Origin of the sequence: Spirillospora sp. NPDC052269 (genome assembly GCF_040679435.1) — a bacterium.
Taxonomy (GTDB): domain Bacteria; phylum Actinomycetota; class Actinomycetes; order Streptosporangiales; family Streptosporangiaceae; genus Spirillospora.
In genome coordinates, this window is record NZ_JBFAUU010000012.1 from 163,706 (window position 1) to 178,455 (window position 14,750).

General features: G+C 72.6%; 11 protein-coding genes. 5 read left to right on the forward strand and 6 right to left on the reverse strand.

Translation table 11 applies throughout. The features are described 5' to 3' along the window. Positions 1-829: 829 nt before the first annotated feature. Positions 830-1,348: an ATP-binding protein gene (locus tag AB0L06_RS25965; protein ID WP_500233695.1), complete on the forward strand. Its 519-nt coding sequence runs from the start codon at positions 830-832 to the stop codon at positions 1,346-1,348. 996 nt (positions 1,349-2,344) lie between these two features. Here the strand turns inward: AB0L06_RS25965 and AB0L06_RS25970 are convergent. Beyond that, positions 2,345-3,556 (reverse strand): arginine deiminase, encoded by a 1,212-nt coding sequence (locus AB0L06_RS25970; protein ID WP_500233696.1) that lies wholly within the window; start codon positions 3,554-3,556, stop codon positions 2,345-2,347. 349 nt (positions 3,557-3,905) lie between these two features. On the opposite strand from AB0L06_RS25970, the gene tuf reads away from it, so the two are divergent. After that, complete coding sequence (tuf, locus tag AB0L06_RS25975; protein ID WP_500233697.1) at positions 3,906-5,090, forward strand: elongation factor Tu; 1,185 nt, start codon at positions 3,906-3,908, stop codon at positions 5,088-5,090. 80 nt (positions 5,091-5,170) lie between these two features. On the opposite strand, the gene AB0L06_RS25980 is transcribed toward tuf, so the two are convergent. Together AB0L06_RS25980 and AB0L06_RS25985 are read right to left on the reverse strand one after the other, a co-directional pair. Then, positions 5,171-5,968, reverse strand: a complete 798-nt coding sequence (locus AB0L06_RS25980; protein WP_500233698.1) for a hypothetical protein — start codon at positions 5,966-5,968, stop codon at positions 5,171-5,173. 391 nt (positions 5,969-6,359) lie between these two features. Then, entirely contained in the window at positions 6,360-7,010 is a 651-nt protein-coding gene (locus AB0L06_RS25985; protein ID WP_500233699.1) for an RNA polymerase sigma factor, read from the reverse strand. 172 nt (positions 7,011-7,182) lie between these two features. On the opposite strand from AB0L06_RS25985, the gene AB0L06_RS25990 reads away from it, so the two are divergent. The 3 genes from AB0L06_RS25990 (at position 7,183) to AB0L06_RS26000 (ending at position 11,485) form a co-directional block, all read left to right on the forward strand. After that, positions 7,183-7,896, forward strand: coding sequence for a hypothetical protein (locus AB0L06_RS25990; protein WP_500233700.1), 714 nt, complete (start codon positions 7,183-7,185; stop codon positions 7,894-7,896). Positions 7,897-8,091: 195 nt separating this feature from the next. Further along, complete coding sequence (locus tag AB0L06_RS25995; RefSeq protein ID WP_500233701.1) at positions 8,092-10,323, forward strand: bifunctional polysaccharide deacetylase/glycosyltransferase family 2 protein; 2,232 nt, start codon at positions 8,092-8,094, stop codon at positions 10,321-10,323. A 250-nt stretch (positions 10,324-10,573) separates the two neighbouring features. After that, positions 10,574-11,485, forward strand: coding sequence for an endonuclease/exonuclease/phosphatase family protein (locus AB0L06_RS26000; RefSeq protein ID WP_500233702.1), 912 nt, complete (start codon positions 10,574-10,576; stop codon positions 11,483-11,485). Positions 11,486-11,605: 120 nt separating this feature from the next. On the opposite strand, the gene AB0L06_RS26005 is transcribed toward AB0L06_RS26000, so the two are convergent. The 3 genes from AB0L06_RS26005 to AB0L06_RS26015 form a co-directional block, all read right to left on the reverse strand. Further along, a complete protein-coding gene (locus tag AB0L06_RS26005) occupies positions 11,606-13,144 on the reverse strand; it encodes a long-chain-fatty-acid--CoA ligase (protein ID WP_500233703.1) in 1,539 nt (512 codons plus the stop codon). Between the two features lie 133 nt (positions 13,145-13,277). After that, positions 13,278-13,448 (reverse strand): hypothetical protein, encoded by a 171-nt coding sequence (locus AB0L06_RS26010; protein WP_500233704.1) that lies wholly within the window; start codon positions 13,446-13,448, stop codon positions 13,278-13,280. 184 nt (positions 13,449-13,632) lie between these two features. Next, positions 13,633-14,673: a hypothetical protein gene (locus AB0L06_RS26015; RefSeq protein ID WP_500233705.1), complete on the reverse strand. Its 1,041-nt coding sequence runs from the start codon at positions 14,671-14,673 to the stop codon at positions 13,633-13,635. Positions 14,674-14,750 lie beyond the last annotated feature (77 nt).

The window sequence follows — 14,750 nt, forward strand, 5'->3', positions numbered from 1 at the left end:
TGGCCGGAGCCGAGGACTGGACTCGGGCCTGACGCCGGTGGTCGGTGGCCGGAGCCGAGGACTGGACTCGGGCCTGACGCCGGTGGTCGGTGGCCGCGGGCCGGGGGCTGGGCTGGTGCTGGGAGCTGGGGGTTGGGCCGGTGACCGGCGGCCGGGGGTCGGGGGTCGGGGGTCGGGAGCTGGGCTCGGGCCTGAGGCCGGTGGTCGGTGGCCGCCGGCCGGGGGCTGGGCTGGTGCTGGAAGCTGGGGGTCGAGGCTGGGGCCGGTGGTCGGTGGCCACGGGCCTGAGGCCGCGGGCCGGGGACCGCGAGCCGGTTGCCGCGGGCCGGGAGCTGGGCTCGGGCCGGGAGATGAGGCTGGGGCTGGGGCGAGGGGGCTGGGGCCGGTGGCTGAGCTGGGCTGGGGCCGGTGGCTGGGAGCTGGGGGCGAGGGCTGGGCTTGGGCTTGGGCGGGGCTGGGTGGACGTGGTTGGGGTGGAGTGGGTGGGTTGTGGGGGTTTGGGGGAGAAGTAGTGATCTCTGGGCGGATGGCCGGATCGGGCCACGGTCTTGACTGGGCAGGGCGGGGGTGGGGGCGGAAAAGTGTGGGGTTGGCATGGTGTGACGGACGAAACGTGCGCGCGAGGAGTAAAGAAGGCGGGTGCTGGATAGATCCATCATGACGGTCCGTTGAGCGGGGGGTGAGGATGCGTGGAGCCGGCGAGGGGCTGTGCGCGAGTGTTTCGCCCCGGTTTCGGGCGTCGCCGTAATGGGCATTTCGGTCGTAACGGCATGACGGGGGTCATCCGAGACCGGGGATCCAGGGGGAGGTGAGGGCGTCGAGCGCGGTATTGCTGCCTCACGCACCGTCCAGCGTCGCGGTCGCGCGCAGGCGCCTCGGTTCGGAGTTGGCGGCCTCGGGAGTCGACCCGTCGGTCGTCGACGACGCCAGCGTCATCGTGAGCGAACTCATCAGCAACGCGTTGCGGCACGCGCGTCCGCTGCCCTCGGGACAGGTCCGGGTCTCCTGGACTCGGCGTGGCGATCTCATCGAGATCGCCGTGAGTGACGGGGGCGCCACCACGGAGCCGCGGCGCGGGCCGGGAACGCTGTCCTCGCTCGGCGGCCGCGGGCTCGGGATCGTCGAGACGCTCGCCGAAGGGTGGGGCGTCCGGCACGAGGACGGGACGACCACGGTGTGGGCCCGGCTTCACGCGCCGCGCTACGGCGCCGAGCGCCGGGTGACCGCCGGAGTGCTGCCCGACCTTCTCGAGATCGCGGACCTGGCCGAGCCACTCGGGGGACCGGACCCGGACGGCCCCGGAGCCGTTCGCCACGAAACCTCGGCAAGTCGGGCATACCCCGGCTAGTCGGACCACCTCTTCACCTTGTATGGTCCTCTTCAAGCTCGGGCGCTGTCGTGCCCCCGTCGACACCGCCCGAGCCTCCACGTCCGGCCCCCGGGTTCGTCCCGGGGGCCGTTTTTGTGCCCTGTGGACACCCGGATGCCGAGTCGACGTTAATCGCAATGCGCCCCCGCCTCCTGCCTGCAGGTGGTGCGGAGGGCGGAATCTGCGCAGGTCAGATGCCAATAGCCCGTGCGATCGTTCAGGTAGCGCGCGACCGCGTGACGGGTGGAAGGTCCAGCGGAGACGGCCCGTCCGGTCTAATGATCGGCGCTCTCCAGTAGGCGGCGTGCCCGCCTGATGGTGCGCGCCAGCGGAACGCGGGCGCGGCCAAGCGCGCGACTCGTCCGTTCGGATGGCCAACGCGGGTGTATGTCTGATGGCGCGCGCTATCGGGGCGTGTGCCCGGCCTAGCGGACGGCTCGTCCGTTCGAGTGGCTGGCGCGGGCGCGTGGCTGATGGCGCGCGCTGGCGGAACGCGTGCACGGCCAAGCGCGCGACTCGTCCGTTCGGGCGGCTGGTGCGGGCGTGTGTCTGGTGGCGCGTTGGCGGAAGGCGTGCGCGGGCGTGTGTCTGGTGGCGCGCGCTGACGGAACGCTTGCGCGGCCGTTCGGGCGGCTCGTCCGGGCGGGAGGCTCGCGCGGGCTTGTGTCTGGTGGCGCGTGCTGGCGGGGCGAGGGCGCGGACGGGCGGGCGGTCGGTGCATCCGGGAGGGGGTGGTGCGTTCGACGGCTGGTGTGTTTGGGGCGGTGGGCATGCGGATGTGTGTGGGGTGGCGGCGCATGCGTGCGGGGGCGGTGGGCGGGCGATGGGGACGCGCCTGGGTGGGGGGACGGCGTGTGCGCGGCTCGGTCGGATGCTGGTGGGCGGCATGTGTCGTCAGGTGGACGCGCGGGCGGGTGCGGCGGTGGGGCGGCGGCACGTGCCGCTCTAGGAGGGCGGCACGTGTCGGTCCGGGGGTCAGGGGGCTGGTGGGGGGTCTCGGAGGATGGGGCAGGACATGCAGCGGGGGCCGCCTCGGCCGGTGCCCAGTTCGCTGCCGGTGATGCGGATGACCTCGATGCCCGCGGCCTCCAGCTGGGCGTTGGTCTCGACGTTGCGTTCGTAGGCGACGCAGACGCGGGGGGCCACGGCGAGGGTGTTGTTGCCGTCGTCCCACTGCTCGCGTTCGGCGGTCACGGGGTCGAGGCCGGTGTCGATGACCTTGAGGCGGTCCAGGCCCATCGCCTCGGCGGCGGCGTCCAGGAAGAGGCGGGGGCCGGAGATGTTCAGGTCGCCGTTCGAGGCGGTGACCGTGAAGGCCTCCAGGGAGTAGGCGACCGGCGGGTACATGACCACGGTGTCGACGTCCACCATCGTGCAGACGGTGTCGAGGTGCATGGTCGCGCGCTCCTGCGCGATCGGGACGGCCAGGACGGTGTGGGCCAGGCCCGCGTCGAAGACCTGGCGGGCCAGCCGCTCGACGCCCGCCGGGGTCGTCCGCTCGCCGGTGCCGACGGCGACGACGCCGGGGCTGAGCAGCATGATGTCGCCGCCCTCGACGTGCTCCATGGACGGGTCGTAGACGGGCTGGATCCCCGCGAACCGCGGGTGGTGCCGGTAGATCAGCCCGGTGAGCGCGGACTCGTTGCGGCGGGCGGGCATCGCGAAGCTCGTCAGCGCCACGCGGTCGCCGATCCACGCGCTGGAGTCGCGGGTGAACAGCAGGCCCGGCAGCGGGTCGATGATGAAGTCGAGCTCGTCCATCAGCCGGTAGACCAGGCCGTGCGCGGTCTTCAGCTCCTCGTGCGCGAGGCCCGCCACGAGGGTGTGCGCCAGGTCCTCGGGGTGGAGGTCGCGGAGATGGCCCTCGACGACGCGGCGGAGCTGGTCGCCCCAGCGCTGGTCGTCGATCACCTGGGAGATGGCCTCGTCCCGGGCGGGCTCGAACTCCAGGGCGTCCTGGAGGAGTTCCGAGAGGTAGAGGACCTCGACGTCGCGGTCGCGGAGCGCCTGGGCGAAGGCGTCGTGCTCCTCCTGCGCGCGTCCCACCCAGGGGATCGCGTCGAACAGGAGTTTGGCGCTGTTGCGGGGGGTGAGCCTTTTGAGCTCGGCCCCTGGACGGTGCAGCAGGACGGTGCGGAGCCGTCCTACCTCACTGGTGACCCGGTGTCTGTTCGTCGTCTGCGTCACCTTTCGCAGTCTATGCGCGCATGATCCGGGGCTTCCGACCGCCGCCCCCACGGTCGATGATCTTGCTGACGGGCATGCCGGGACGGGACGGGAAAATCGGTCGAGATTCGGGGCGCGGCTCCGTACGCTCGGTGGCATGTTCCTGGCGGCCGGCACCTCGCAGCTCGCGGACCTCGGTCCGCTGAGCTCGGTGTCGGCCGTCCTCCTCAACGACGACGGCGTCCGAGGCTGACCCCTCTCCGTGCCACCCGGAGAACCAGCGGAGAGGGGTGGCACCGGCCCTCGCACGCGGGAAGAGAACGCGTGCGCGCGGGGTTCTCACCACCTCGAGTGAGAACGGACGAAGATCATGGCCAAGGAGCTGTACGAGCGCGCCAAGCCGCATCTGAACATCGGGACGATGGGGCACGTCGACCACGGCAAGACCACGCTGACCGCGGCGATCACCAAGGTGCTGGCCGAGCGCGGCCTGGCGTCCGCCGTGCCCTTCGAGGGGATCGACCGAGCCCCCGAGGAGCGGGACCGCGGGATCACCATCAACATCGCGCACGTCCACTACGAGACCGCGACCAGGCACTACGCCCACGTCGACATGCCCGGCCACGCCGACTACGTGAAGAACATGATCACGGGCGCGGCGCAGATCGACGGGGCGGTGCTGGTGGTCTCGGCGCTGGACGGGGCGATGCCGCAGACGCGGGAGCACATCGTGCTGGCGCGTCAGGTCGGCGTCCGGTACATCGTCGTCGCGCTCAACAAGGCGGACGCGGTCGAGGACCCCGAGCTGCTCGACCTGGTCGAGCTGGAGGTCCGCGACCTGCTGTCGGAGTACGGGTTCCCGGGCGAGGAGATCCCGATCGTCAGAGTGTCCGGGCTCAAGGCGCTCGACGGCGACCCGTACTGGACGGCCCGGATCGACGACCTGCTCGACGCGATCGACGCGTACGTGCCGACGCCGGAGCGGGCGCTCGACAAGCCGTTCCTGCTGCCGGTGGAGAGCGTGCTGACGATCACCGGGCGCGGGACGGTGGTGACGGGCGTGGTCGCGCAGGGCGCGCTGCGGGTCGGGGACGCGGTCGAGGTCGTCGGGTTCGGCGAGACCTTCGGGACGGTCGCGACCGGTCTGGAGACGTTCGGCCGGACCATGGACCGGGCCGAGGCCGGGGACAACGCGGCGGTGCTGCTGCGCGGCGTCCGCCGGGACCAGATCCGGCGCGGCCAGGTGGTCGCGGCGCCCGGCTCGATCCGGCCGCACAGCCGGTTCCGGGCCCGGGTGCGGGTGCTGACGGCGGCCGAGGGCGGACGGCAGGGGCCGTTCTTCCACGGCTACCGGCCGCAGTTCCACTTCCGCACCACCGACGTGGTCGGCGGCGTCGACCTCGGTGGCGAGGGCGCCATGGCGATGCCCGGCGACTCGGTCGAGATGACCGTCGAGCTGGGGCGTCCGGTGGCCATGGCCGAGGGGCTCGGCTTCGCGATCCGCGAGGGCGGCCGGACCGTCGGCGCGGGCACCGTCATCGGGCTGCTCGACTAGGAAAAGACGAGCCGGGCCCGCCGTCCACGATGGACGGCGGGCCCGGTTCGTTCGTTCAGGGCTACCCGTGGGCGCAGGGGCTACCCGCGGGCGGGGTTGGGGCTTTTCCCGTTGTTGGGCGTGAGGTCGTTCGGCGACTGACCGGTCTCGCCGCCGCCTCCGCCCTTCCCCTTGCCGTTCCCATTTCCATTGCCGTTCCCGTTTCCGTTGCCCTTCCCGTTCCCATTCCCGTTGCCGTTTCCGTTGCCGTTCCCGGGAGGGGTGGTGGGCTTTCCGCTCTTCGGCGGCTGGCCGTGCGGATTACCTGGGTGGCTGCTTCCGTTTCCTTCGCCGCCCTTTTCCTTGCCGGACGGCTTGCCGGTGGACGGCGCGGACGGCCCGGACACGGTCGGGCCATGCGTGGTGGACGGGCTCGCCGGATCGGCGCCGGACGTCTGCTCCGTCCCGCCGTGGCTCCCGGACGTCTTCGGGTGCGGCGACGGGTGCGAGTGGCCGGGGGTCTGGCCGGGAAGGTTCCCGGTGCCCGCCGCCAGCGCGACTCCTCCGAGCGACGCGGCGGCCAGCGCCGCGATGACGACCTTGACCGTGAGCAGGCGTTTCAGTCCGCGGCCGCCGACGCGGTGGCGTCCACGCGCGGCGGGCAGCACCCGCGTCGCGTCCGCCGCCGGGGACGGCGCGGGCGCGGCGGCGGACGAGCGGAAGGCGGCGACGGCGGCGGCCTCGCCGGCCAGCTCGTCCGGACGGCCGGGTGCGGACGCGGCGGACAGCAGGGCGGTCAGCGGGTCCGTGACGTCCGGCCGGAAGCCGGAGGAAAAGGCGTCGAGGAGGCGGTCGGCGGCCTCCGGAGTGAGCTCATCATCGGGGTGCCGGTCGTTCATCGGCTCTCCTTGACCATGGAGGCATGAGCGTCCGGTCCGGTGCGGAACACGACCTCCATGCGCGTGGTTCTCTCGTACCCGTCCGCCGTCGGCACGCGCCGCTCGCGGACGTCCGGTACACCTGATCCGATTCTCGCCGCCGGGAGTTCTTCGCAGGGTCCGGAAAGGCCGGGCATTCGACGGCGTGTGGCGTTTTCGGCGAAGCGGGACGCAGGGATCGTGCCCGCACCGCCGTCCTCCGCGGACGCCTGAGGACCGTCCGGGGGCGCGGGCCGGGGGACGCCGCGCGGACGTGCGCATGGTTCGACGGGCCGATGTGTCAGGTTCCTCAGCCTGAACACCCCCTTTCGGTGAGCGGTCGCGATCCCCGTCCGTGCTGGTCGGGGAGTTGTCAACTATCTCTTTCAGCGCCGCGCGGGGCTGTGGCGTCACCCTGGCGGGCACGGGTCCGGCCGTCCGCGCGCGTGGACTGGGCCGCCTCGCGCGGGCGCGTGAGCTGGGACGCCAGCCGACGGAGCCCCCGGTAGGCCGCGGTGCGGACCGCGCCGGGCTTCTTGCCGAGCACCTTCGCGGCCGCGGGCGCGGACAGTCCGAGGACGACCCGGAGCATGACCGCCTCGCCCTGGTCGGCCGGGAGCCCGGCGATCATCGCGAGCGCCCGGTCGGTGGCCAGGCCGTCCATCGCCTGGACGGCGGTGTCGGCCTCGGCGGGCCTGGTGATCAGGTCGTCGATCGGCTGGTCGGCGACCGGACGCCGGGACCGGGCGCGCAGATGGTCCAGGGCCCGGTGCCGGGCGACGGTGGCCGCCCAGCCGCGGAACCCGTCGATCCCGCCCTCGAAGGTGCGCAGGTCCCGGGAGATCTGGAGCCACGCCTCGGACGCGACGTCCTCGGCGTCCTCGCCCACCATGCCCCGGACGTAGCGCAGCAGCCGGGGCTGCACATCCCGGTAGAGCAGGCGGAAGGCGGCCTCGTCGCCCGCCCGGGCCGCCTCCACGGCACGGTCGAGCGGGCCGTCGTCGGTCTCCGCCGCTTCGTTCACGACCGCCATTCTGCAATCAGTTGGGAGTAGGTGTGACACATGCGGAGGGATCGGCGCTGAACCCCTTGAGACCGCGAACGCCCCCGGCGCCGCCCCCGTCACGCCGGACGCGGTCCGCGCGGGGTCACCGGTTCCCCGGCCGGTGACCCCGCCACACACGACGACGGAGCCCATGGACAGCGACACGATCTCCTTGGCCGACCCGGCCGCGCGCCCCCACGCGCCCGCCGGGCCGTCCACCGCGCCCCACGGCGCCTCCACGCCCAACGGCGTTTCCCCCACCGGCGAGCACACGCCCTCGCGCGGCACTCCCGAGCCGGGCGACACGCTGGTGTACTCGCCGCACGGCGCGTCCGCCGAGGTCCTGAGCCCCGCCCCCGCCACCCCGGCGTGGACGGCCCCGACCGGCCCCACGTCCGAGGACGTCGAGGCCGCGCCCGTCTTCGTGGACCTGTCCGGACGCCGCCGCCGGATCGGCCGCCGCGCCGGGGTCGCGTGCGGCGGGCTGCTCACGGTGTTCCTGATCGCGATCGGCATCGGCGTCGCGACCGGGGCGAGCGTCCCGGGGACGCCGTGGACGGCCGTCCCGGGCGTGGAGCACCACAAGAAGAGCACGGCTCCCGCCCTGCAGCCGAAGAGCATCCCGGGCGGCCAGATCCGGCCCGCCGCGAAGCCGCCGGTGACGGCGCCGTCCGGGAACGGCGGGCGGACGACCGGTGACCGGAGTCCGGCTCCGACCGGCTCCTCCACCCCCTCCTCGGCTCCGAACCCCTCGTCCTCCTCCGCTCCGGCCACGTCGGCGGCGCCCTCGCCGACCCGGTCCCACCCGGGCAACCGCCCGGCGACGCCTCCGGGGCAGACCAAGCACCCGAAGACGGCCGGCTGATCCATGGATCCCTCCGAACCCCCGCCGCCGTCCGCCGACGCGCATGGCAGCTCCGACGACAGGGCAGGTCGTCGGCGTGGTCCCGCCAGCGCGCGCGGACGGCGGCGGGCCCAAGTCCCCGATCAGGCCAAGCGAGGCCGTCCGGGGCGAGCGCCCGAACACGGACGCTCCCGAAAGAAGCGGGGACGGCGTGGCGTGTCGGCGGCGGATCGGGCGCGGGAGCCGCGCGGGCACTGGGTGCTCATGGGGCTCGGCAGCCTCGCGCTGATCACGCTCCTTCTGCTGGACGGGTTCGCGAACGGCGCCGTCGGCGAGTCGCCGAGACACGAGCCGAAGGGCGAGCCCGCCCCCGCGCCCGCCGCGGTGACGTCCGGCGGGCCGGTGGTGAACATGGCCGGCGGCACCCCGCACAGCCTGCGGACGCCGCCGAAGACGATCGCGCTGACCTTCGACGACGGCCCCGACCCGAAGTGGACGCCCCGCCTCCTGGACGTCCTGAAGCGGCACAACGCCAAGGCGACGTTCTTCTCCATCGGCGCGCACATCGCGCAGCAGCCCGCCCTGGCCAAGCGCATGCTCGCCGAGGGCAACGAGATCGGCTCGCACACCTACACGCACATCGACATGGCGACCGCGCCCGCCTGGCGCAACCGGCTCGAACTCGACCTGACGCAGCGGGCGCTCGCCGGTGCCACCGGGAAGCACACCCGCCTGCTCCGCATGCCGTACTCCTCGATCCCGGACGGCCTGTCCAACCCGGAGTGGCTCGCCGCCGAGCGGGCCGGACGGGACGGCTACCTGCTCGTCCTCACCGACCGGGACACCGAGGACTGGCAGAAGCCCGGCGTCGACAAGATCGTCCAGTCGGCGCTGTCCGCCGAGAAGGACGGCCGGGGCGCGATCGTGATGCTGCACGACGCGGGCGGCGACCGCACCGAGACGATCGCCGCCGTCGAGCAGGTGATCGTCAAGCTGCAGGCGCGCGGCTACCGGTTCACGACCGTGTCGCAGGCGATGGGCCTGCCCACGGCGGACGTGCCCGCCACCGCGTCCGAGAAGGCGATCGGCTGGACGCTCGTCGCGGCGCAGCGCACGGCGTCCGCGCTCACCGACTGGATGCGGATCCTGTTCGTGATCGCCGGGGTGCTGGCCGCGCTGCGGCTGGCCGTCCTGCTGCTGTTCGCGCACGTGCACCGGCAGCGGGCGCGGCGCACTCAGCTGCCGGAGGTGCTGCGGCCGCGTGACGGACCGGTCTCCGCCCTGAACGCCCTCGGCGTGCCGTCCAGGCAGGACGTCGCGCCGTCGGTGACGGTGATCGTCCCCGCCTACAACGAGGAGGCGGGGATCGCGGCGACCGTCCGGTCCCTCCTGGACACCGACTATCCCGGGCCGTTCGAGATCATCGTGGTGGACGACGGGTCCAGCGACCGGACGGCCGAGATCGTCGAGGGGCTCACGCTGCCCGGCGTCCGGCTGATCCGCAAGCCCAACGGCGGCAAGCCGGACGCGCTCAACGTGGGGATCGCCGCCTCGCACGGCGAGTTCCTGGTGCTGGTGGACGGCGACACCGTGTTCCAGCGCGACACCATCCGGCACCTGGTCGCGCCGCTCGTCGCCGACCCGGCGGTGGGCGCGGTCAGCGGCAACACCAAGGTCGCCAACCGCAAGGGCCTGCTCGGGAAGTGGCAGCACCTCGAGTACGTCATCGGGTTCAACCTGGACCGCCGGATGTTCGACCTCGCGCGCTGCATGCCGACCATCCCCGGCGCGATCGGCGCGTTCCGCCGCCGGACGCTGGTGTCGGTCGGCGGCGTCCCGACCGACACGCTCGCCGAGGACACCGACCTCACCATGGCGATCTGCCGTGGCGGCTGGCGCGTCGTCTACTCCGAGCACGCGCTGGCCTGGACCGAGGCGCCGGACTCGCTGCGGCAGCTCTGGCGGCAGCGCTACCGCTGGTGCTACGGAACGCTCCAGGCCATGTGGAAGCACCGGCGCGCGGTGATCGAGCGCGGGCCGTTCGGCCGCCGCTGCCTGCTCTACCTGGCGACCTTCCAGGTCGTCCTGCCGCTGTTCGCGCCCGCGGTGGACCTGTTCGCCCTGTTCGGCCTGGCGTTCATGAACCCGGTCGCGCCGCTGACGATGTGGGCGCTGTTCGCGCTCGCGCAGGTCGCGGCGGGCGGGTACGCGCTCTGGCTGGACGGCGAGAAGCTGCGCCCGCTGTGGACGATGCCGCTCCAGCAGATCGTCCTGCGGCAGCTGCTGTACCTGGTCGTCGTGCAGTCCGTCGTCACGGCGGTGCTCGGGACGCGGTTGCGCTGGCACACCATCCGGCGGACGGGGACGTTCTCCGACTCCGGTCACGGGCTCGGCGGCCCGGATCCCGACCACGGTCCCGGCCCCCGTGCCGGGATCGCGGCTCCCTGATGCCGGCTCGGCGGAGAGCGGGGCCATCGGCCGGCGCGTCCCGCGGCAGGGCCGCGGGCGCCGGGGAGGACGGGGGGACGCCGTTCGGAGCTGCGGCGTCCCCCCGTCACCGGCCCGACTCGACGGAGAAGGCTCTAGAACGTCCGCGTTGGGCGTAGGTTGTCCGAGATGGTCGTCTCGTTCTGATGGCGAGGTCGATCTTGATGTGGTGGGATTCCCCCAACCCCCGCTGACCCCTGATGGAGTACGTGTGCGAGCCCCCCGCGCCCTGATTCCCCTGCTCGCCGTCGCCGGCGCCGGCGTCGTCGTCGCCCTGGCCGGTGCCGGTGCGGCGATCGAGAAGAGCCCGGCCCTCGGGTCGACCGACGCCGGACGACCCCAGTCCGGCGCCGAAGGCCCCGTCTCGGTCACCGCCGTGACCTGGGACGTCTGCGGCGACGCCGAGCCCGGCTGCCCCCTCGGCGGCGCCCCGGACGACCTCGTCCACAAGATCGACAAACAGCTCGCCTCGTCCGCGGTGGCCGGGAAGGTCGTCCAGCCGGACGCGCTGCTGCTGCAGCGGGTGTGCTCGGCGCAGGTCAAGTCGCTGAAGGCGCTCGACCGGACGAAGTCCTGGAGCTGGACGTTCGCGCCGCAGCCCGCCGGCGACGACCGCACCGACCGCCTCTGCGTGAACGGCCAGGGACGGCTCGGCCTCGCCATCGCCACCCGCGAACCCCTCACCGACGTCCAGCACACCGGCCTGCCGTCCGAGCCCGGACACGGCCGGATCGCGGTCTGCGGAACGGTCCGGGCGTGGGGCGCGCGGGTCTGCACCGCGCAGTTCAGCTCAGCCGAGCCCGGGGACGACCCGGACGGCACGTGGCGTCCCAAGCAGACCCAGACCGTGCTCGGCCTCGCCGACGCCGACCGCGTGATCATCGGCGGCGACTTCACCGACAAGCCGCGCGCGAAGTCCCTGGACGCGTTCTACAGCATCTACTCCGAGTGCGGCGGCCAGCGCGTGGGCGACCCGACGCTCCAGGACGACTCGGGCAAGGCCACCGAGAAGACCGACTACCTCTTCGCGACCCGGTCCGCCCAGCTCGGCTGCGGCGTCCCGGCGTCCCCGGTCCGCTCGTCCGACCACCGCCCCATCACCGCCACCATCCGCTTCGCCTAGCCCCCGCATACGAGCCTCCGCACGCGCAAGCCTCCGCACGCGCACGAGGCTCCGCACGGACCGGGCAGACACGGCACGTGCGCACGAGCCTTCAAGTGGAGGCTCGTGCGCGCGCGGGTGTCAGTGGACGGAGCGGTCCTGGCCCTCCCAGTAGGGCGCGCGGAGCTCGCGCTTGAGGATCTTCCCGGTGGGGTTGCGCGGGATGACGTCGCGGAACTCGACCGTCGAGGGGCACTTGAAGTGCGCCAGGCGCGCCCGGCAGTAGTCGATCAGGTCGTGCGGGCCGAGGTCGCCGGACGCCACGACCAGGGCCTTCGGGGTCTCGCCCCAGCGCTCGTCCGGGACGCCGATCACCGCGCAGTCGGTCACCTTCGGGTGCCCCATCAGGACGTTCTCGACCTCGGCCGGGTAGATGTTCTCCCCACCCGAGATGATCATGTCCTTCACGCGGTCGTGGATGAAGAGGTAGCCGTCCTCGTCCAGGTAGCCCGCGTCGCCGGTGCGGAAGAAGCCGTCCGGGAGCAGCGCGGCGTCCGTCGCGGCGGGCAGGTCCCAGTAGCCGACCATGTTCTGCGGCGTCCGGCAGAGGATCTCGCCGACCTCGCCCGCGGGCAGCTCCTCCAGCGTCGCCGGGTCGGCGATGCGCAGGTCGCAGGCCGGGTACGGGATGCCCGCGCTGCGCAGCCGGGCCGTCTTCGGACCGTCCGGGTCGTGGTCGGCGACGGGCAGGTAGGTGATCGCGCCGGTGGTCTCCGTCAGCCCGTAGACCTGCATGAACGCGGTGCCGGGCAGCATCGAGATCGCGCCCCGAAGCACGTCGTCGCTGATCGGGGACGCGCCGTACAGCAGCAGCCGCAGGCTGGACAGGTCGCGCTCGGCGACTTCCGGCAGCATCTGCATGAACTGCAGCAGTGCCGGGACGAGGAAGATGTGCGTGACCTTGTGCCGCTCTATCGCGCGCGCGATGAGGACGGGGTCGGGTTCGCGTCCGATCACACCGGTCAGGCTGTCGAACAGGACTCCGACGGTGAGGATGCTCCCGGCCACGTGGTACTGCGGCATCGCCACCATCAGGACGGACGACTCGTCCAGCCCCCACAGCTCCTGGGTGATCGGTAGCGCGGTGGCGAAGTTGTCGTGGGTGAGCATCACGCCCTTGGGCAGGCCCGTCGTCCCGGACGAATAGATCTGCACGAACACATCCGAGGGCTTCGCCTCGTGCGCGGGCGGTGCGGACGTTCCCGTCCCGACCCATTCCTCGTAGTCGGGCCCGACCACGAGAGTCCGGGTCACGTGTTCGAGGCGATCCTTCAGCGCGTCCAGAACGGGAACGAACTCGGGCCCCACTACCAGGACTCGCGCGCGGGCGTTGGTGACGATGAACGCCACCTCGTCCGGCGCGAGCCGGTAGTTGACCGGGACCAGGACGGCCCCGATCCGGGCCGCGCCGAACAGCAGCTCGGCGTGTTCGAGGGAGTTCTTGTCGAGGATCGCGATCCGGTCGCCGGGCCCGACGCCGGACGCCGCGAGCGCCGCCGCCACCCGGTCGACCCGTCCGTCGAACTCCCGGTAGGTGACCGCGCGGTCGCCCGCGTGGAAGGCGATCTTGTCCGGACGCCCGTGCGCCCGTTCGCGGAGAATCTCGGTCAACACCGGCATGGACCCGCCCTTCTCACCGACGCCCCGCCCGCGCCGCCCGGCACCTGGCGGTGAGGGCATCATCGGGCCATCGGCGTCCCGGGACAAGCGGTTCCAGCAGTACTTTTCCCAGCCGCGAAGTCGGAGGAAACGGTTAGCGTCGCCGCGAGCTCTTGGAGACCAGGGTGACCACGAGCGTGATGACGACGGCGAAGAAGCCGATGATGAAGAAGAACTTCAGCATCGACAGGATTGCGCCGACCACGGTGAAGGCCAGCCACAGCGCGATGATGACACCAACGATTGTCAGGATTGTGCGTCCCATGCCGTCAAATCTAGGCGCGAAACGCACTCGTCGTCATCACTCTGGAGGACGACCTCGACCCCTACCCGCCCCTTAGGGAAACCCTGAGGCCCCAGGGGGACGCCCCCGGTACTCCCCCCTGAGCGCGCACGAGGCGGGCCACCTGACACGTTGGCCCGCCTCGTTCTTCGCCTTCTCGCGCGTCCTAGGCGTCCTTCTTATCGGACGTCTCGGGAAGGGGCTGATCGAGCTGCGTCATGGGCGACGCCTTGGGCGCCTCCGCGTCCGCAGGCCTGGCACCGGCGCCGTCAAGCGCCGCCCGACTCATGTCCATCATGGTCTTTGGAGCCTCCATTCCAGAAACACCCGGAGCGGCATCCGCAGGAGCAGCGGGCGCGGGGGCAGGAGCGGCCTGAGGCGCGGCAGGTGCGAACGGCGGGGGCGGAACCGCACCCGGCGCGGGCTGCGCATACGGCGTGGGCTGCGCATACGGCCCGGACGGCGCCTGCTGCGGGGGCGCGAACCCGGGAGCCGCGCCGAACGGCTGAGGCTGAGCACCGCTCTGTCCAGGAGGCTGCGTGCTGAACGGCTGCCCACTGGGAGGCGGCGGCTGCTGCGCACCCCACTGCGGCGCACCAGGCGCTCCGGGCGCACCGGGAGCGCCCATCATCGGAGCCCCGGGAGGCGGTGCCATCGCGGGAGCCCCGGGAGCGGGCATGGGCATGGCCGGACCGGCCGACGACGCGCGCGACATCCCGAGCAGGGTTCCGCCTCCGGCCGCCAGCAGCGCCACGACCGGAGCGATCAGCTCCCTGGCCTGCATGTGCTTGAAGGACTCCGAGAGGATGACGCCGAAGTGGGCGCCGGCGTCGTAGAGCACGCCGCCCATGAGGAATCCGACGCGCAGTGCCACGAAGGCGGCGACGGCCGCGACGACCGGCACCACGAAATTGGCCGACCGGACGGCCAGCAGCGGCAGCCCGACGATCAGACCGGCAAGGACGATCTGGATGTAGAAGTAGGTGTCGGAGACCATGAACCCGGGGGCCGAGCCATCCGCGATGCCCTGTCTCAGGGAACGCACGGCCAGATAGCTCATGATCGTGACGACGAGGGTGCTCGCCGCGCCGCCCGCGACGATCGCCAGGAGGGCGGGCAGCACCCGGGATCCGGCCGGACGGCCCGGACGCGGCGACGGCGGCGGAAACGGTGCGGCTGGGGGGACGGCGGGGGTCGGCTGGTGCATTTGACCATTAAAACCACCATCGCTCCCCGGTGCAGCCCCTCCGCCCCGATTCAAGGCGTCCGTGCACGGCCACTCAG

Coding starts and splice junctions, on each gene's coding strand:
- tuf (WP_500233697.1), top strand. CDS start 3,906: ATGGCCAAGGAGCTGTACGAGCGCGCCAAGCCGCATCTGAACATCGGG.
- AB0L06_RS25980 (WP_500233698.1), bottom strand. CDS start 5,968: ATGAACGACCGGCACCCCGATGATGAGCTCACTCCGGAGGCCGCCGAC.
- AB0L06_RS25990 (WP_500233700.1), top strand. CDS start 7,183: ATGGACAGCGACACGATCTCCTTGGCCGACCCGGCCGCGCGCCCCCAC.
- AB0L06_RS26005 (WP_500233703.1), bottom strand. CDS start 13,144: ATGCCGGTGTTGACCGAGATTCTCCGCGAACGGGCGCACGGGCGTCCG.
- AB0L06_RS26010 (WP_500233704.1), bottom strand. CDS start 13,448: ATGGGACGCACAATCCTGACAATCGTTGGTGTCATCATCGCGCTGTGG.
- AB0L06_RS26015 (WP_500233705.1), bottom strand. CDS start 14,673: ATGCACCAGCCGACCCCCGCCGTCCCCCCAGCCGCACCGTTTCCGCCG.